The sequence below is a fragment of the Mesorhizobium sp. P2_B11 genome (assembly GCF_056404855.1).
The window spans coordinates 39973-57213 of the sequence record NZ_JBFUDF010000012.1; the positions used below are offsets into that span (position 1 = coordinate 39973).

The window sequence follows — 17241 nt, forward strand, 5'->3', positions numbered from 1 at the left end:
CGACGGGCGCCTAGGCCTCAAATGTCCAGATTGGCCACCGACAGCGCGTTGTCCTGGATGAATTCGCGCCGCGGTTCGACCTCGTCGCCCATCAGCCGCGAGAACAGCGAGTCCGCATCGGTCGCATCGTTGACCTTGACCTGCAGCAGCGAGCGCACATTCGGGTCCAGCGTGGTTTCCCACAGCTGCTCGGCGTTCATCTCGCCAAGGCCCTTGTAGCGCTGCATGGTCAGGCCCTTGCGGCCGGTCGCAAACACCGCGTTGAGCAGCGCCAGCGGCCCCGAAATGGTTTCGGAGACATCCTTGCGGCGCAGCACCGGCGGCTCGCCATAGACCTCGGTGAGGCGCGGTGCATAGCGATCGAGCTGGCGCGCGTCGGCCGAATTGATCAGCCCGGCGTCGATCTGGGCGAATTCCTTGACGCTGCGCACCGTGCGCTCGAACACATAGCCGCCGACGCCTTCATTGGAGGTCGACAGCCGGCCGGTCCAGCCGCGCTCGGTATCCTCGGCGATGATGTCGAGGCGCCGGGCGACGCGTTCGGCCATGGCATTGGCGCGGCCGAGGTCGTTCAGCACGTCGGCATTGAGCGCGCCGGCAATCGCCGCCTGCTCGACCACGCCCCTGTTGTAACGCGTGTGCAGCCCGTTGATCAGCTGGCGCACCGCAAGGGCATCGTCGATGGAGCCACGCAGATCCTGTCCGGCCCGCGCTTCGCCGGAGGCAAGCGTCAGCGAGGCCTCTTCCAGCCCCGAGCCGATCAGGAATTCTTCGAAGGCGCTCTCGTCCTTGATGTATTGCGAGCTCTTGCCGCGCGTCACTTTGTAGAGAGGCGGCTGGGCGATGTAGAGGTGGCCGCGCTCGATCAGCTCCGGCATCTGCCGGAAGAAGAAGGTGAGCAGCAAGGTCCTGATATGGGCGCCGTCGACGTCGGCGTCGGTCATCAGGATGATCTTGTGGTAGCGCAGCTTGTCGGCGTTGAACTCGTCCTTGCCGATCGAGGTGCCGAGCGCGGTGATCAGCGTGCCGATCATCTCGGAGCCGAGCATGCGGTCGAAGCGGGCGCGCTCGACATTGAGGATCTTGCCGCGCAGCGGCAGGATCGCCTGGTTCTGGCGCGAACGGCCGCCCTTGGCCGAGCCGCCGGCGGAATCACCCTCGACGATGAAGATTTCAGATTTCGCCGGATCGCGTTCCTGGCAGTCGGCCAGCTTGCCGGGCAGCGAGGTGACGCCGAGCGAGCTCTTGCGGGTGATGTCGCGCGCCTTGCGCGCGGCTTCGCGCGCCGCGGCCGCCTGGATCACCTTGTCGATGACCACCTTGCCTTCGGTCGGGTGTTCTTCGAGCCAGGTGCCGAGCGCCTCGTTGACCAGGCCTTCGACGACCGGACGCACCTCGGACGAGACCAGCTTGTCCTTGGTCTGCGAGGAGAATTTCGGATCGGGAACCTTGACCGACAGCACCGCCGTCAGGCCTTCGCGGCAATCGTCGCCGATCAGCGCCACCTTTTCCTTCTTGGTCAGGCCCGACGACTCGCCATAGCCGGTGATCTGGCGCGTCAGCGCGCCACGGAAGCCGGCCAGATGGGTGCCGCCATCGCGCTGCGGGATGTTGTTGGTGAAGGCCAGCACGTTCTCGTGGTAGCTGTCGTTCCACCACATCGCCACCTCGACGGTGATGCCGTCGCGCTCGGCCTTGATGGCGATCGGCTTGTCGATCAGCGGCTTCTTGACCCGGTCGAGATATTTGACGAACTCTTCCAGGCCGCCATCATAGTGCAGCTCATGGCGCACGAGGTCGGCATGGCGGGCATCGGTCAAAATGATGCGCACGCCCGAATTCAGGAAAGCGAGTTCGCGCAGCCGGTGTTCCAGCGTGCCAAAATCGAACTCGACCATGGTGAAGGTTTCGGACGAGGGAAAGAAGGTGATTTCGGAGCCGCTGCGGCCTTCATAGGTGCCGGGCTGCTTGTCCTGTTCATAGCTGCCGGTGGCCTTGAGCGGTGCGTCGGAATTGCCATGCGTGAAGCTCATCTCGAAAATCTGGCCGTTGCGGCGGATTTTCAGTTTAAGCCAGGCCGACAGCGCATTGACCACCGAGACGCCGACGCCATGCAGGCCGCCCGACACCTTGTAGGAGTTCTGGTCGAATTTGCCGCCGGCATGCAGCTGCGTCATGATCACTTCGGCCGCCGAAATGCCTTCGCCGGTGTGGATATCGGTCGGAATGCCGCGGCCATTGTCGATAACGGTGACCGAACCGTCGGGATTAAGCGTCACCGTGACGAGGTCGGCATGGCCGGCCAGCGCCTCGTCGATGGCGTTGTCGACCACTTCATAGACCATGTGATGCAGGCCCGAGCCGTCATCGGTGTCGCCGATATACATGCCGGGCCGTTTGCGGACAGCGTCCAACCCCTTCAAAACCTTGATGGAATCGGCGCCGTATTCGGCCTCAGCGCCGTTGGCGTTGTCGCTTTGATCGCTCATGAAAACCTGTCTGATTGATGCCGCATGCTCAGCGCGAAATAATGGCTTCGAATCACGCCGCTTTGATGTCCTAGATATAGGCGCAAAAGGCGGTTTTTCCAAGGTTTGCGGGCATTTTCGGGCCGAATCCCGAGCCGGCAGCCGGCTATTTTTTGCGGGCGCCGAGTTTGGCCAAAAGGCCACGCAGATATTTGATCGTGGGTTTGTCCCTCGGCGCCAACCGCCCGGTGCGATCGAGCTCCAATGTGATGTTCAACGCCTTGGTCAACGCCGCCTTCGGATCCTTCGCCACATAGGCATAGTTGATATAGGCCTGCACCAGGTCGAATTGCCAGAGCGCATTGTTCGGATCGGACTTGGCGAGTTTCTGGCGGATCGCAAGGCTGGCTTCGAAGGCTTCCTTGGAACCCTCAAAGTGGCGCTGTTTGGTCTCCAGCATGCCGATTTCCGCGAGCGTGATCGACAGGTCACGCTGCCAGTTGGAATTTCCTGGGTCGAGCTTGGCGAGTCGGTCGGCAATGGCGAGGCTGTCCTGATAGTTCTTCAGCGCTCCGCCGACGTCGCCTTGTGCATCCAGGACAATAGCGACCTTTTCCAGCGAGACCGAGAGGTCGCGCTGCCAATCGGTATTGCCCAGATCGCTCTCGGCAAGATTGCGCGTTATGGCGAGCGCCTGCTGGTAGGATTGAAGCGCCGGCGACCAGTCTTTTTCATCGCTGAGCGCATTGCCGATCTTGGCATAGCTGATCGACAGCTCGCGCTTCAAATCGGTGTCGTTTGGGTCACGCCCCGCCAGATCTTCGGCAATTGCCAGGCTCTGTTTGTAATCGTCTAGTGCGCCGTCACTGTCGCCGCGCTCACGCTTGAGGTCGCCTATCCTCTCATAGCTGATCGAAATGGCGCGCTGGCGCTGCGGATCATCGGGCTTGTCTGCGGCAAGGGCCAGGCGAATTCTCAGGCTCTCCTCGAAGGCCGTCTGGGCATCGTCCAACTGGCCCGCGGTGTGGGCGAGATCGCCGATCTCGTCATACGTTATGGTCAACTCGCGCAGCAGAGGGGCGCTGTCAGGTTCTGCTGCAGACAGTTCCTGCTTGATGGCCAGGCTTGCCTGATAGGCGCGAGCTGCAGCGCCCAGATCGCCTTGCGTGGCCAGCACATTGCCGATCTTGTCATTGGCCATGGCGAGATCTCCGAGCCAATCCTTCTTGTCCGGTGCCTGCTGGGTCAGGCCTTGCAGCATGGCCCTCGCTGCTTCGTAGTTTTCCAGCGAAACGGGCAGGTCGCCTTGCGCCATCCTTATGTTGGCAAGCTTGATATGGCCGATGGCGAGATCGCGCTTGATGCTGGGATCGCTCTCCTGGCGCGACCGCTGCTCGAGATTGGCCAGCAACACGCTGAAGGCGCGGCCTGCCGCATCGACATTGCCGACAGTCGTGTAGAGGATGCCCAATTCCTCCAACGTCCGGCTCTGGCGGTCGGCCTGCTCCAGCGTGAGGGAGGTCTGTCCGGCTTCGCCATAAAGCGACAGCACCGTTTCATAGTCCCTGATCGCAGTCGCGTAGTCGAGATTGGCGCGCGCCGCCCCGCCTGACAGAAACCGCGTGGCGGCCTCGGACAAGGTGCGGCTGACGAATTTCTCCTTCAATGTGTTGCGTGAGGCGTTATCGATGTCGGCGGCCTTGGCGAGGATCGCGCGAGCCCCGTCGAAAGCGCCAAGCGACAGTTGAGTTTCGGCCTGACTGCGCAGTTCGGCCACTTGGGGGTCGTCGGCGGCCAGCGTCCTCATCTCGCCGCGCACCTTGACGAAGGCATCGGCCGCCTCGCGCAGCTTGGCATCAAGGCTCTCGCCCGAGAGGTGGCTGGTATCAGCGCTGATCAGCGCGCCATAGAGCGGCGCCAGCGGCATGTCGGCATCGCTGGCGATCCGCTCGACCTCGCCGCGCATCTCCGGTGTTACGTCGGCCATAGCGAGCAGCAGCCGCTCGCGCTCGGGCAACTGCTCCTTGGTGGTCGAGGCGAAGAACAGTTGCGGCAGTCCGTTCTCGACATAGGGCAATTGCTTGCCTCGCGAAAGGTCATAGACCTCCTGCTGCACCAGCGTCAGCACGGAGCGTATCTCGAGCCCTTCGGTGCCGAGATATTTGGCCAGCGCCGCCGTGAAGGGGGAGTTCGCGCCGGTTCCGTCAGCAGCCGTCTCGCCAGGTGCCGCTGAAAAGGCAAACAGGATGTTTTCCGCCTTGCCGACGCGTCCGAGGCCCGGCTTGATCTTGTCGACCAGATCCTTGACCAGCGATGTCGCGCCGCGTCCTTCGCCACCACCACCCGTGAATGGATCGCTGCGGCAGGCATCGAGCACGATCAGCCCGACCTTGGCGGTGGCCGCAACCGCATCGCGCACCTCTTCCAGCGGCAGGCTGGTCTTTTCCAGCTGGTCGAGCGAGGAGGCGTCGGCGTCGACCGGCAACAGCCGGTTGTCGCCGGAGATTTCGACGCCATGGCCGGAGAAATACACCAGCGCCACGTCGGCGCCCTTGGCATCCTCGCGAAAATCGTCGAGCGCGCGCCGCGTCCGCCTGAGATCGCGGTTGGTTTCGAGAACGACCTCGAAGCCTAGCTTCTTCAGCGCCGCTTCCATCGCCTCGCCGTCATTGACCGGATTGGAGAGCTTGCGCACCAGCCGGTAGTCGTCATCGGCAATGACCAACGCCACGCGCCGCTCCGCCACCGCTGTCGCGGTGGTCGCAAGCATCAGCAGCAAGGCAAACAAATACCGCAAGTCGAACCGCCCCCGGCTCAGTCACCTGCGAACCATTCCACCTCTTTATGGCATGAGCAAGCCGGGCTTTTGACCGAAAGCCGGCTGCTTTACGCCACCCGCATCGGCTTCAGCGCCTCGCTCCAGCGCGACAGCTCGTCCAGCATGGCTTTGGTTCCGCCCTGCACCTGCTCGCTGGCCTTGAAGGAGCCATCTGCCTCCAACAGCTTTTGATACAGCGGCAACGCGACGCCTTCGGGGATCGGCATGATGCCGACCGAGGTCAGCAGCGGCTTGAGCGCCTGCGCGGCGCGCAGGCCGCCGGAGACGCCGCCATAGCTGAAGATCGCTGATGGTTTGTATTTCCACTCGCGCAGGAGGTAGTCGATCGCGTTTACGATCGCCGGCGCGGCGAAATAATTGTACTCCGGCGCCACGAACACAAAGGCGTCGGCGGCATCGATGGCCTTCGACCAGGCTTTGGTGTGGTCGTTCTGATAGTTGCCGAGCCTGGGGTGGTGCGGTTCGTCCAGGACCGGCAGCTGGAATGCGGCAATGTCGGTCAGAACCGGTTCGAATTTGCCGTGTTCGCGCACAAAACCCTCCAGCCAGTGGGCGAAGACCGGGCCGGCACGGCCGGGCCGCGTGCTGCCGATGATGATGTTCAGCTGATGCTTCAAGGCGGGCTCTCCTGGGCGGTTGGCAGTATCTGTTGGTGACTGTCCCCTACTGCAGAGTGTCCTGTCGGACAAGGCGCAGCCGTTTCACGGGCGGTCACGATCCGATGAACACTGTCTGTCCAAGCATGCCCACGATGCCACGTTCCGGCTTGCCCTTCGGTCACATGGACGCCCCGATTGCCAGCCACTACATTGAGGCATCAGCGGAGTACCTCATGGACACGCAGCCCGTCCCCTTCGTGCCGCCGGCGCCCAAGCCGCGCACGACGCCGCCTTCGACGCTGGAGATGATGCGGATCGTTTACCGCAATCCGCTCGAACTGTGGGGCGAGCACACTTACAACGAACCCTGGATATCGGCGAATGGCGTCGGCGGGCATCTGATCGTGGCCAACGATCCCGGCCTCATCCGCCACGTGCTGATCGACAACGCGAAAAACTACAAGATGGCGACGGTGCGCCAGATGATCCTGCGCCCGATCCTGCGCGACGGCCTGCTGACCGCCGAAGGCGAAGTGTGGAAGCGCTCGCGCAAGGCGATGGCGCCGGTGTTCACGCCGCGCCATATCTTCGGCTTCGCCGAGCCGATGCTGCGCCGCACGATGCAGTTCGTCACCCGCTACGAAGGGGGCGCCATGTCCGATATCGCCCATGACATGACGCTGCTCACCTACGACATCCTCGCCGAAACGCTGTTTTCTGGCGAGATTTCGGGCGAGCCCGGCAGTTTCGCGCAGGAGATCGACCGCCTGTTCGAGACCATGGGCCGGGTCGATCCGCTCGACCTGTTGCGCGCGCCCGAATGGCTGCCGCGGCTGACCCGCATCCGCGGCCGCAAGACCATGGCCTATTTCCGCAAGATCGTCACCGATACGGTCAAGATGCGCGAGGAGCGGTTGAAGCGCGACCCCGACACCGCGCCGCAGGATTTCCTGACGCTTTTGCTGCGCGCCGAGGGCCCGGACGGACTGACGCGGGCCGAGGTCGAAGACAACATCATCACCTTCATCGGGGCCGGCCACGAGACGACCGCGCGGGCCTTGGGCTGGACGCTTTACTGCCTGGCCGAAGCGCCGTGGGAACGCGAAAGGATCGAGCGCGAGATCGATGCCGTGCTGGCGCGCGAACCCGACCCGACGAAGTGGCTGGACGCCATGCCGTTCACCCGCGCCGCCTTCGAGGAGGCGCTGCGGCTCTATCCGCCAGCGCCGTCGATCAACCGCGAGCCGATCGAGACCGAGACCTGGAACGATCTGGTGCTGCCCAAGCGCGCCGCCGTGCTGGTGATGCCCTGGGTCGTGCACCGCCACAGAAAATTGTGGGACAGGCCTGACGCCTTCATGCCCGAGCGCTTCCATCCGGGAAACCGCGAGAAGATCGACCGCTTCCAGTATCTGCCATTCGGCGCCGGCCCGCGCATCTGCATCGGCGCCAGCTTCGCCATGCAGGAAGCGATCATTGCGCTCGCCATCATGCTGTCGCGCTTCCGCTTCGATGTGACGGCCGACACCAAGCCGTGGCCGGTGCAGAAACTGACGACGCAGCCGCAGGGCGGCCTGCCGATGCAGGTGACGCGGCGCGTTTAACTAGCTTAGCTACGCGATACTGGCGGGCTTGCGCTGGAACTGGCCGGCAGCGCGGAAGCGCCAGAGGTAGCTGGGCAGGATGGTGCCGATCGACTGCGGCTGGATGTCGAGGCCGGCAAGCGTCCTGTTCTCCTTGGTCGCCGTCTCCGAGACGATGTTGTGCTCGCGCAGCTGCAGCACCTGGTCCTTGGTCAGCAGCGGATTGGGCAGCAGGCCAAGGATCGAGGCCTGCAGATTGGCCACCCACCACGGCACCGGCACCAGCAGGCGCTTGCGCTCGACCACAGTCAGCAGCTCTTCCATGCATTGCTTGAAGGTCAGCACCTGCGGCCCGCCGAGCTCGTAGATCTGACCACCCTTGATCTTGCCTTCGACCGAGCGCGCCACCGCCTCGGCGACATCGCCGACATAGACCGGCTGGAACTTGGTCTGGCCGCCGCCGATCAGCGGCAGCACCGGTGAATAGCGCGCCATGTCGGCGAAGCGGTTGAAGAAGCTGTCCTCGGGTCCGAAATTGATCGAGGGACGGAAGATCACGGCGTCCGGGATGGTCTCCAGCACGGCCTTTTCGCCAAGCGCCTTGGTGCGGGCATAGTCGGACTCGGCGTTGAGGTCGGCGCCCAGCGCCGAAATGTGGGTGAGGCCGGCGCCGACCGAGCGCGCGGCTTCAGCCACGGCGCGGGCGCCGAATTCATGCACGGTGTTGAATTTCTGCCGGCCGGTCTCATGCAGGATGGCGACCAGGTTGATGACATGGTCGGCGCCCTGCACGGCGCGGTCGATCGACCAGCGCACGCGCACATTGGCCTGAACCGGCTGGATCTGGCCGACATTGCCGAGCGGCTGCAGATGGCCCGCGAGATCGGGCCGGCGCACCGGCACCCGGATGCGGTAGCCGCGCTTGGCCAGCGCCCGCACGATGTGGCGGCCGACAAAACCGGAGCCGCCGAAGACGACCACGAGCTTGGGGATTTGCAGGATTTCGGTCATGGCTGGCTCCGGCGCTCGAAAGCTTGGCTGAAGCCGTTTCATAGTCCGTTTTGGGCTAAAGGCAAAGGGTGACGCGTCGTCGCTGCCACCCTTGTTTCGACCTGTCAGAACGCCTTGCCGATGCGTGCGTCGACCGACTGGCGATTGCCGCCACGGACGACGAAGAACAGCAGGATTGCCGCCCACAGCAGCGACTTTTCAGCGCCGGCAAACCCTTGGCCAACGGTGATCCAGTGGAACCAGACGGTGACCAGCAGCACGAACGTGCCGGCGAAGGCGGCCGGGCGGGTCAACAGGCCGATGGCGATCAAAATGCCGCCGAAGAATTCGGTGCAGGACAAAAGCAGCGACCAGAACGCGCCGGGATAGAAGCCGAGGCCTTCCACCATTTCGGCGGCGCCGAACGGGTTGGTGATCTTTTGCGAGCCATGGATGGTGAGAAACCCGCCGGCGATGACGCGCAAAAGGGTTTCGACCCCATCATGCAGCGACGAATACAGGCGGCCAAACGCCGGGATGATCAGTCTGCCGCGGGAAGCGTCGGTGGTTGCGGACATCGTAGCTCCTGTTGTTGTGATGACCCTTCGCAAACGCCCGATGGCTCCCGGTAAGTCAAGTTAACAAAAGTTAACTTTCACTATCATGTTTCAGCGCACGGAGGACGCAACGCAGAAAACCCCGCCGAAGCGGGGTTTTCCGGGTGACGCAACGGTCGAGACAGGGCTCGAAAGGCGGCTGACCTGAGACGGCATACGCCCGCCCGGCCCTAAACGCATCCGACAGAAGACACCGACCGGGCAAACCCAACCCGGCAGCCATTGGTCGCTGCCACAGGCCGAAAGGTTCAGCAGGGCGCGGAAAAATTCCGCTGCCTCATGACTGGCTCAGCCCGAATAGCGCTCGGCGAATTCGGAAATGCGCTGCACCACCGCCTTGGGCGCATTGATGCCGCGCGCCTGCGCCTTTTCCGCCGCTTCGGCCCGCGCCCGTCCGGGTACGTGCACGCCGAAGCGCCGCCGCAGCCGGTCGAGCTGGTCCTTCATGCGCTGCTCGAAATCCGGATCGAGCAGTTTTGGCTCGACGGCGAGCACGAACAGGCCGGTTCCCGGGCTGTCCGGTCCGCCGCTGAACCAGGGCGCGTCGAGCGACCAGTTGGCGCCCGACAGGCCGGCCGCCAGCACTTCGACCATCAGCGCGATGTTGGCGCCGCGCTGGCCGCCAAAGGCGAGCATGGCGCCTTTCATGGCCGCGGCCGGATCGGTGGTTGGATTGCCGCTGGCGTCCAGCGCCCAGCCTTCGGGAATCTTCTTGCCGTCCTCGGCCGCCTTGCGGATGTTGACGAAGGCGGTGGCGCTCGACGACTGATCGATGACCAGCGGCGCGCCGTCAGCGGCGGGTGCGGCAAACGACATCGGATTGGTGCAGTAGACCGGCTTGACCGAGCCCGAGCCGGCCAGCACCGCCGGCCCGTTGGTGGCGGCGAAGGAGACCAGTCCCAGTTGCGCGAGACGTCCGGTAAAATAGCCGAGCGCGCCGCACGTATAGGCGTTCTTCTGCGAGAATATGGCGACGCCGAACAGCTTTGCCGCCTTGGCGAGGTCGTCGATGGTGCGGTCGAAGCCGGTATGCGCCAGCCCGCCGCGCGCATCGGAGAGATAGACGGCGAGCGCCGGCCGGGTGATCACCGGGTCGGCATTGCCGTCGATGCGGCCGGCTTCCAGGGCTTCGAGGTAATCGATGAAGTGGCTCAGCCCGACGGTCGAAAGCCCTTCCGCCTCGGCGGCGATGATCGAGGCGGTGAGCGACTGCGCCGCCTCTTCATTGGCGCCGGCGCCGAGTGCTGCCATCCGGCACAGCCCTGTTGCCTGGTCGAGAGAGAGTTGCATCATGGTGGTCCTGCGCTTGCGGTGTCTGAATTTGCGTCAGCTGGTCTAGCAGGACATGCAGCGGCGTTGGTGTTGAAAATCGGCCGCGACTGCAAGAAAAGCGGCTGATATCTCCGCGCCTGCCGTTGCCATTCCAGGGCTGGCGGCTCTAACCGACCTTGTTTGGAATCCGCGCCTCGATCTTGCTGAAGGCAAACACCAATATGCCGGTGATGGTCATGTAGATCAGCGCCAGCAGCAGAAGCGGCTCATAGGTGAGGTAGGTGTCCTGCCGCACCTTGGACGAGACGGCGAAGATGTCGATGACGCTGATCGTCGCCACCAGCGGCGTCGACTTCAGCTGCAGCACGGTTTCGCCGGTCAGCGTCGGCAAGGCCCGGTAGATGGCTTGCGGCAGCCAGATGCGGCGGAAAATCTTCCAGCGGCTCATGCCGAAAGCGCGGGCGGCCTCGAGCTGCCCTTTGGGCACGCCGGCAAAGGCGCCGCGCATTACCTCGCCCTCGTAGCCGGCGAAGGACAAGGTCAGCGCCAGCACGCCATAAGGCCAGGCTTGCCTCAGGTACGGCCACATCCAGGAGTCGCGGACCCACGGATATTGCGGAAACAGCGAGCCCAGCCCGTAATAGAGCAGCCACAGCTGGATCAGCAGCGGCGTGCCGCGGATGACGGTGCAGAATGTCTTGGCGGGCGCGGCGAACCAAAACGAGCCGGTGGCCTGCGCCAGCCCGAGCGGCACGGCGAGCAGGAAGCCGAGAAAGCAGGTGACGGCCAGGATCCACAGCGAACGCCAGATGCCGAGAAGTCCCATTTCGTAATATTGCGGCAGCCAGTCCCAGCGCATGAAGAAGGCGGCGCTCAGCACCAGGCCAATCGCGATCAGGATCAGCACGATGCGATGCGGCTGCAGCCACAGCGACGTCCGCGCCGCAACATTGATGATGGTCGCTTCTCCGGCCATCAGCGCGATTCCTTGAGCGATGGCATACCGCGCCGCGACCATGCCTCGACGCGGCCGATGAGCAGGTTGGAGACCAGCGACAAGATGAGATAGAGCACGCCTGCGGCAAAAAAGAAGGTGAAGTAGGCCTTGGTGACGCCCGCAGCCTGCCGTGTCGCCAGCGCCAGTTCGTAGAAGCCGACCACCGCCAGAAGGGCTGTGTCCTTGGTGGCGATCAGCCAGAGATTGGCGAGGCCCGGTATGGCGAAGGGCAGCATCGCCGGCAGGGTTATGCGCCGCAGCATCAGGCCGGGCGACATGCCATAGGCGCGGGCAGCTTCGATCTGGCCTTGCGGAATGGCCAGGATCGCGCCGCGGATCACTTCGGTGGAATAGGCGCCCTGGACAAAGCCGAGCACGGCGATGCCCGCGGCAAGGCCGCTGATGTCGACGCGCTGGTAGCCCATTGCGGTCAGCGCCTGATTGATCAGGTCCGTCCCGGCATAATAGAGCAGCAGGATCAGCACCAGTTCGGGGACGGCGCGCACCACTGTGGTGTAGACGGCGAGCAGGTCGCGCACGACCGGGCCGCCATAAAGCTTGCCGAAGGCGCCGCCGGTGCCGATCAGGAGGCCGAGGACCGTGGCGCCCACCGCGATCTCGATCGAATGGAGCAGTCCAACCAACAGCGTGCCGCCCCAGCCCGGCGGATAGGGCGAAAGAAGCTCGATGATGCCGGCCGCCGAGGCCGAAAGAAGTGCGTCGATCAGCGTCGCCCCCTAATTGCTGGCGTCAGCCGCTGCCCATTGTCGCCAGCGGTTTCGGCGAAACCGCACGGCGGCATGCCGTGCGGCTTCTGTTCATGCGTGGACGATGTCAGTTCGACTGCGGGTCGTCACCGTAGACGTCGAAATCGAAGTACTTCTTGGTGATCTCGGCATATTTGCCGTTGGCGCGGATGGCCTTGATGCCGGCGTTGATCTTGTCCTTCAGCTCGGTGTCTTCCTTGCGCACACCGGCACCGACGCCTGGCCCGAGGACTTCGAGGTCCGGAGCAACCATGCCCTTCAGGTCGCAGCATGCCTTGCCCTGGTCGGATTTCAGGAAAGCGTCGAGCGCGATGGAATCGGCCTGCACCGCATCGACGCGGCCGGCTGCCAGATCTTGGTCGGCTTCGTCCTGGGTCTGGTATTCCTTGATCTCGGCCGCCTCGGTGAAGTGCTTCTTGGCGTAGACGGCGTGGATGGTCGAAACCTGCACGCCGATGATCTTGCCCTTGAGGTCGGCCGGCTCAGCGCCGAACTTCTGATCCTTCGGGCCGATGATGGCGGTCGGCGTGTTGTAGTACTTGTCGGAGAAGTCGATGGTCTTCTTGCGCTCGTCGGTGATCGACATCGAGCTGGCGATGACATCGATTTTCTTGGTCGTCAGCGCCGGGATGATGCCGTCCCAGGCGACAGGGGTGATGACGCAGTCGAGCTTCTCTTCGGCGCAGACGGCGTCGATGAAGTCGATTTCCCAGCCGACCCATTTGCCGGAGGCATCCGGCGAGGTGAAGGGCGGATAAGGCTCGGCGGCGACGCCGATCTTGATCGGATCGGCCTTGGCCACGCCCATGGCGGCCACGCCGAGCAGCAGCGCTGCAGCGAAGGTTTTCAGAACAGTCTTCATAGTCACGACTCCCAGTTTGTTGTTGGTTCCCGGTTTTCTTCCGTCCCGGCCTTCCTAGCCGATGTTGCGGATGAACTGCTTCAGCCTTTCGGATTTCGGTGCGCCGAAGATCTGCTCCGGCGGCCCCTCTTCCTCGACCAGCCCGTTGTAGAGGTAGACGACATGCGTCGCGACCTCGCGGGCGAATTTCATTTCATGCGTGACCAGCACCATGGTGCGGCCCTCGCGTGCCAGGTCGCCGATCACCTTCAGCACCTCGCCGACCAACTCCGGGTCGAGCGCCGACGTCGGCTCGTCGAACAGCATGACGCGCGGATTGATGGCCAAGGCGCGGGCGATCGCCGCGCGCTGCTGCTGGCCACCGGAGAGATAGGCCGGATAGACGTCGCGCTTTTCGGCCAGCCCAACGCGGGCCAGAAGCTTCTCGGCTTCCATGATCGCCACGTCGCGCCTGACGCCGAGCACATGCACGGGAACCTCGATGACGTTCTCGATCAGCGTCATGTGGCTCCACAGATTGAAGTTCTGGAACACCATGCCGAGCTTTGAGCGGATGCGCTCGATCTGCCGGCGGTCGGCGGGAATGGTGTGGCCGTGGCTGTCGGCCTTGAGTTTGATCTCCTCGCCATTGACGCGAATGATGCCGCTGGTCGGATTTTCCAGGCAGTTGATGCAGCGCAAAAGCGTCGATTTGCCGGAGCCGGAGCCGCCGATGATGGCGATCACCTCGCCGTCGCGCGCCGACAGCGAAACGCCCTTCAGCACATGCAGCTGGCCGAATTTCTTGTGCAGGTTCTCGACATGGATGGCTTCGGCCGCGCTATTCTGCGCCTCGCCGGATGGGACTGTGGCGACGCCCACCGCGCTCACCGGGTGACCTCTACCACAGGGTCGACGGCAGATCGTCGAACGTCTATCCGGCTAATCAACATACGCTGTATTGCCCACTCCAGACTTCAGCATGGACCCAACAGCGCGAGCCCGTCAATCCCGCTCATTACGGCACTTGCGGCCTTATTGTGCAAGTGTATAAATAGCCCTCGATGAAATTTTCTCCATTTTTTTCACCCAGAACATGGCATTGAAAAGGGTATCGATGAGCGCTTTCGGATCACAGTCCATGGCGGCGCCGTTGCGGCGTGTGCTGATGCGGTCGGCGGCCAATGCCATGCGCGGCGCCGACAGGGCTACCTGGCACTATGGGCCGGGCTTCGACCCGGCGAAAGCAGCGTCGCAGCACGCAGCCCTCGCTGAGCTGGTGGCGGCTTCCGGCGCGGAAATCGAATGGATCGATGACAAGGCCGACGGACTGTCGGATTCGGTTTTCACGCACGACCCATCGCTGATGACCGACCACGGTGCGCTGATCCTGTCCATGGGCAAGCCATTGCGCGAGAGCGAGCCATCGCTGCATGAGGAAACCTATCGACGCCTGGGTATTCCGATCCTCGGCCGCGTCGAGGCTCCCGGCCAGGTCGAAGGCGGTGATTGCGTCTGGCTGGATGCCCGCACGCTGATTATCGGGCGCGGTGTGCGCTCCAACCAGGACGGCATCCAGCAGGTTTCCAACCTGCTGACGCCGCATGGCATTTCGGTCTACGGCTTCGATCTGCCGCTGTGGCAGGGCGAAGAGGCGTGCCTGCATCTGATGTCGGTGATCAGTCCGCTGGCCGACGACCTCGCTCTGGTCTATTCGCCGCTTCTGCCGGCTCCGTTCTATCAGTTGCTGAAGGCGCGCGGCATCCGGCTGGTGGAGGGCGACGCCGAAGAGTTCGCCGCGTCCAACGGCCTCAGCCTGAACGTGCTGCCGACCAGCCCGCACAAGGTCATTGCCGTCGCAGGCTTTCCCAAGACCAGGGCCGCGATGGAAGCAGCCGGCTGCACAGTTGAAATCTTCGAGGCGGATGCGCTCTGCATCGCCTGCGAAGGTGGCCCGACATGTCTGACGCGGCCGATCCTGCGGCAATGAATGAGCGCCGCAAGTTCCGCCGCGAGGGCGAGGAACGGCGGCGGCTGGACCTGATCGACGCGACGCTTGCCAGCGTGGCCGAACATGGCCTGGAGGGCGCCAGCCTGCGCACCATCGCCTTGCGCGCCGGCGTCACCGCCGGGCTGATCCGGCACTATTTCCCCGGCAAGGAGGAATTGCTGCAGGAAGCCTATGCAACGCTGATGGGCCGTATGACCGAGCAGGCGAAGGCGGCACTGCTCATGGAAAACGCCTCGCCGCGCCAACGCCTTGCGGCCTTCGTCACCGCCAACCTCAACGCGCCGATCATCGATGCGCGGGTGTTTTCGCTCTGGGCAACCTTCATCGGTCGCGCAGGCGCTGATCCGGCGCTCGCCCGGGCGCACCGCGAAGGCTACCTCGGCTTCCGCAACGAGGTGGAAGCGGTCGTGGGCGAGGTGCTCGGCGCCGAACAGCGCAGGCCGGACGCAAGCGAGCTGCGCCGCCACGCCATCGCCATCAACGCGATCCTCGACGGGCTCTGGATCGAAGGGTGTCTGGCCGCAGAGATGTTCTCGCCTGGCGAATTGGCGGCGATCGGCGTCAAGACCATAGAAGCCGAACTCGGCCTCGCGCCGGAAAGGGGAGAAGACAAATGACAACGATCGGCGAAGCCCTGATCACCCTGCTCGAGGCACACGGTGTCGACACCGTCTTCGGCATTCCCGGCGTGCACACGGTCGAGCTTTACCGCGGGCTGGCGCGCTCGAAGATCCGCCATGTCACGCCTCGCCACGAACAGGGCGCCGGCTTCATGGCCGACGGCTATGCGCGCGCCAGCGGCAGGCCGGGCGTCGCCTTCGTCATCACCGGGCCGGGGCTGACCAACACCATCACCGCCATGGGTCAGGCGCGCGCCGATTCCGTGCCGATGCTGGTGATTTCCGGCGTCAACGCGATGCCGACGCTGGGCAAGGGGCTGGGCTTCCTGCATGAACTGCCGGACCAGCGCGGCATGATGGAAAAGGTGGCGCTGTTTTCGCAGCGCGTCACCGAGGCCAGCGAATTGCCCGGCGCTTTGGCGCAAGCCTTTGCGCTGTTCTCGTCCTCGCGGCCAGGCCCGGTGCATATCGAAATCCCGACCGATGTCATGGTCAAACCGGCCGACGGCATCGCTGCTTTGCTCACCAATGCGGCGCCACCGGCACCCGATGGCGCGGCCATTGCCGAAGCCGCCAAATTGATCGCAGCCGCGCGCCGGCCGCTGATCCTGGCCGGCGGCGGCGCCAAGCGCGCCGGTGAGCCATTGCGGCTTCTGGCCGAACGGCTCGGCGCGCCAGTCGTCCAGACCGCCAATGCGCGCGGCCTGCTGCATGCGCATCCACTTTGCGTACCCGCCAGCCCCAGCCTGAAAGCGGTGCGTGCGCTGATGGCCGAGGCCGATCTGGTCATTGCCGCCGGCACCGAATTCGGGCCTACCGACTATGATGGCTACAGCGATGGCGGCTTCGTGCTGCCCACCAATCTGATCCGTATCGACATCGGCGCCGACCAGCTTGCCCGCCGCCCGGTGAGCGTCGGCATCCAGGCCGATTGCGCGGAGGCGATCGAAGCCTTGCTTCCCGCGATAGGCCCAGAACATGTCGCTGCGAAGGATGGCGAGAGCCGCGCCGCCGCTGCGCGACAGACGGCTTTTGCCGAGTTGAGCCCGGCCTATGCCGCGCAGGTGCATGCGGTGGAAACCATTCGCGACGCCTTGCCGGGCGCCATCATCGTCGGCGATTCCACACAGCCGATCTACGCCGCCAATCTCTACTACGACCATGACCGGCCTGGCGGCTGGTTCAACGCCGCCACCGGCTTCGGCGCGCTCGGCTACGGGCCGCCGGCGGCGATCGGCGCAGCCCTCGCCATGCCCGGCGTGCCGGTGGTCTGTCTCACCGGCGATGGCGGCTTCCAGTTCACCTTGCCGGAACTGGGTGCAGCACTCGATGCGCCGGCGCCGGTGATCTTCGTCGTCTGGAACAACCGGGGCTATCGCGAGATCGAGACCTCGATGCTCGATGTCGGCGTCGAGCCGGTCGGCGTGTCGCCGGCGCCGCCGGATTTCTGCAAGCTGGCCGAAGCTTACGGCATTGCCGCCGAACGGCTTGCCGGGACCGCGGGCCTTGCCGATGCGCTCAAACGCGCACGCGCAACCGGCCTGCCCCATGTCATCGAAATCACCATCGACTGACGCGTTGCCATCCGCCGTACATCCATGCGCCGGCAAAGCGGGGCCGGCGGCTTCGAGCGATGC

The 17241-nt window shown here is 64.2% G+C and carries 14 protein-coding genes; 4 read left to right on the plus strand and 10 right to left on the minus strand.

What is annotated here, in order from left to right; translation table 11 throughout:
- Positions 1-17 precede the first annotated feature (17 nt).
- From gyrB to AC1DYJ_RS29460, 3 genes are all read right to left on the minus strand, one after another.
- Positions 18-2489, minus strand: coding sequence for a DNA topoisomerase (ATP-hydrolyzing) subunit B (gene gyrB, locus AC1DYJ_RS29450; protein WP_477283083.1), 2472 nt, complete (start codon positions 2487-2489; stop codon positions 18-20).
- Between the two features lie 145 nt (positions 2490-2634).
- Positions 2635-5265: a caspase family protein gene (locus AC1DYJ_RS29455; protein WP_477283081.1), complete on the minus strand. Its 2631-nt coding sequence runs from the start codon at positions 5263-5265 to the stop codon at positions 2635-2637.
- An 89-nt stretch (positions 5266-5354) separates the two neighbouring features.
- Positions 5355-5924: an NADPH-dependent FMN reductase gene (locus tag AC1DYJ_RS29460; RefSeq protein ID WP_477283079.1), complete on the minus strand. Its 570-nt coding sequence runs from the start codon at positions 5922-5924 to the stop codon at positions 5355-5357.
- Between the two features lie 215 nt (positions 5925-6139).
- Here AC1DYJ_RS29460 and AC1DYJ_RS29465 point away from each other — a divergent pair, with 215 nt between their 5' ends.
- Entirely contained in the window at positions 6140-7510 is a 1371-nt protein-coding gene (locus tag AC1DYJ_RS29465; protein WP_477283077.1) for a cytochrome P450, read from the plus strand.
- 9 nt (positions 7511-7519) lie between these two features.
- On the opposite strand, the gene AC1DYJ_RS29470 is transcribed toward AC1DYJ_RS29465, so the two are convergent.
- The 7 genes from AC1DYJ_RS29470 to AC1DYJ_RS29500 form a co-directional block, all read right to left on the minus strand.
- Positions 7520-8500, minus strand: a complete 981-nt coding sequence (locus tag AC1DYJ_RS29470) for a complex I NDUFA9 subunit family protein (protein ID WP_477283075.1) — start codon at positions 8498-8500, stop codon at positions 7520-7522.
- A gap of 104 nt (positions 8501-8604) precedes the next feature.
- Positions 8605-9057, minus strand: coding sequence for a DoxX family protein (locus tag AC1DYJ_RS29475; protein WP_477283073.1), 453 nt, complete (start codon positions 9055-9057; stop codon positions 8605-8607).
- A gap of 327 nt (positions 9058-9384) precedes the next feature.
- Entirely contained in the window at positions 9385-10386 is a 1002-nt protein-coding gene (locus AC1DYJ_RS29480) for an Ldh family oxidoreductase (RefSeq protein WP_477283335.1), read from the minus strand.
- 148 nt (positions 10387-10534) lie between these two features.
- Entirely contained in the window at positions 10535-11344 is an 810-nt protein-coding gene (locus AC1DYJ_RS29485; protein ID WP_477283071.1) for an ABC transporter permease, read from the minus strand.
- Positions 11344-12057, minus strand: a complete 714-nt coding sequence (locus AC1DYJ_RS29490) for an ABC transporter permease (protein WP_477283333.1) — start codon at positions 12055-12057, stop codon at positions 11344-11346. The genes AC1DYJ_RS29485 and AC1DYJ_RS29490 overlap by 1 nt, the downstream gene beginning before the upstream one ends.
- A gap of 142 nt (positions 12058-12199) precedes the next feature.
- Positions 12200-12994, minus strand: coding sequence for a transporter substrate-binding domain-containing protein (locus tag AC1DYJ_RS29495; RefSeq protein WP_477283069.1), 795 nt, complete (start codon positions 12992-12994; stop codon positions 12200-12202).
- A 54-nt stretch (positions 12995-13048) separates the two neighbouring features.
- The gene (locus tag AC1DYJ_RS29500; protein ID WP_477283068.1) at positions 13049-13864 is read right to left on the minus strand and encodes an ABC transporter ATP-binding protein; all 816 of its coding nucleotides are present in this window, start codon (positions 13862-13864) and stop codon (positions 13049-13051) included.
- A gap of 226 nt (positions 13865-14090) precedes the next feature.
- Between AC1DYJ_RS29500 and AC1DYJ_RS29505 the strand changes: the two genes are divergently transcribed.
- From AC1DYJ_RS29505 to AC1DYJ_RS29515, 3 genes are read left to right on the plus strand one after another with little or no spacing between them, the layout of a single operon-like run.
- A complete protein-coding gene (locus tag AC1DYJ_RS29505; RefSeq protein ID WP_477283066.1) occupies positions 14091-14963 on the plus strand; it encodes a dimethylarginine dimethylaminohydrolase family protein in 873 nt (290 codons plus the stop codon).
- Positions 14933-15601, plus strand: a complete 669-nt coding sequence (locus AC1DYJ_RS29510) for a TetR family transcriptional regulator C-terminal domain-containing protein (protein ID WP_477283064.1) — start codon at positions 14933-14935, stop codon at positions 15599-15601. Before AC1DYJ_RS29505 ends, AC1DYJ_RS29510 begins: the two co-directional genes overlap by 31 nt.
- Positions 15598-17178 (plus strand): 5-guanidino-2-oxopentanoate decarboxylase, encoded by a 1581-nt coding sequence (locus AC1DYJ_RS29515; protein WP_477283062.1) that lies wholly within the window; start codon positions 15598-15600, stop codon positions 17176-17178. The genes AC1DYJ_RS29510 and AC1DYJ_RS29515 overlap by 4 nt, the downstream gene beginning before the upstream one ends.
- Positions 17179-17241: the final 63 nt, after the last annotated feature.

What these genes read in the sequence shown, in the direction of transcription:
- AC1DYJ_RS29485 (WP_477283071.1), bottom strand. Translation starts at nt 11,344, where the DNA reads ATGGCCGGAGAAGCGACCATCATCAATGTTGCGGCGCGGACGTCGCTG.
- gyrB (WP_477283083.1), bottom strand. Translation starts at nt 2,489, where the DNA reads ATGAGCGATCAAAGCGACAACGCCAACGGCGCTGAGGCCGAATACGGC.
- AC1DYJ_RS29480 (WP_477283335.1), bottom strand. Translation starts at nt 10,386, where the DNA reads ATGCAACTCTCTCTCGACCAGGCAACAGGGCTGTGCCGGATGGCAGCA.
- AC1DYJ_RS29475 (WP_477283073.1), bottom strand. Translation starts at nt 9,057, where the DNA reads ATGTCCGCAACCACCGACGCTTCCCGCGGCAGACTGATCATCCCGGCG.
- AC1DYJ_RS29495 (WP_477283069.1), bottom strand. Translation starts at nt 12,994, where the DNA reads ATGAAGACTGTTCTGAAAACCTTCGCTGCAGCGCTGCTGCTCGGCGTG.
- AC1DYJ_RS29470 (WP_477283075.1), bottom strand. Translation starts at nt 8,500, where the DNA reads ATGACCGAAATCCTGCAAATCCCCAAGCTCGTGGTCGTCTTCGGCGGC.
- AC1DYJ_RS29510 (WP_477283064.1), top strand. Translation starts at nt 14,933, where the DNA reads ATGTCTGACGCGGCCGATCCTGCGGCAATGAATGAGCGCCGCAAGTTC.
- AC1DYJ_RS29515 (WP_477283062.1), top strand. Translation starts at nt 15,598, where the DNA reads ATGACAACGATCGGCGAAGCCCTGATCACCCTGCTCGAGGCACACGGT.
- AC1DYJ_RS29465 (WP_477283077.1), top strand. Translation starts at nt 6,140, where the DNA reads ATGGACACGCAGCCCGTCCCCTTCGTGCCGCCGGCGCCCAAGCCGCGC.
- AC1DYJ_RS29505 (WP_477283066.1), top strand. Translation starts at nt 14,091, where the DNA reads ATGAGCGCTTTCGGATCACAGTCCATGGCGGCGCCGTTGCGGCGTGTG.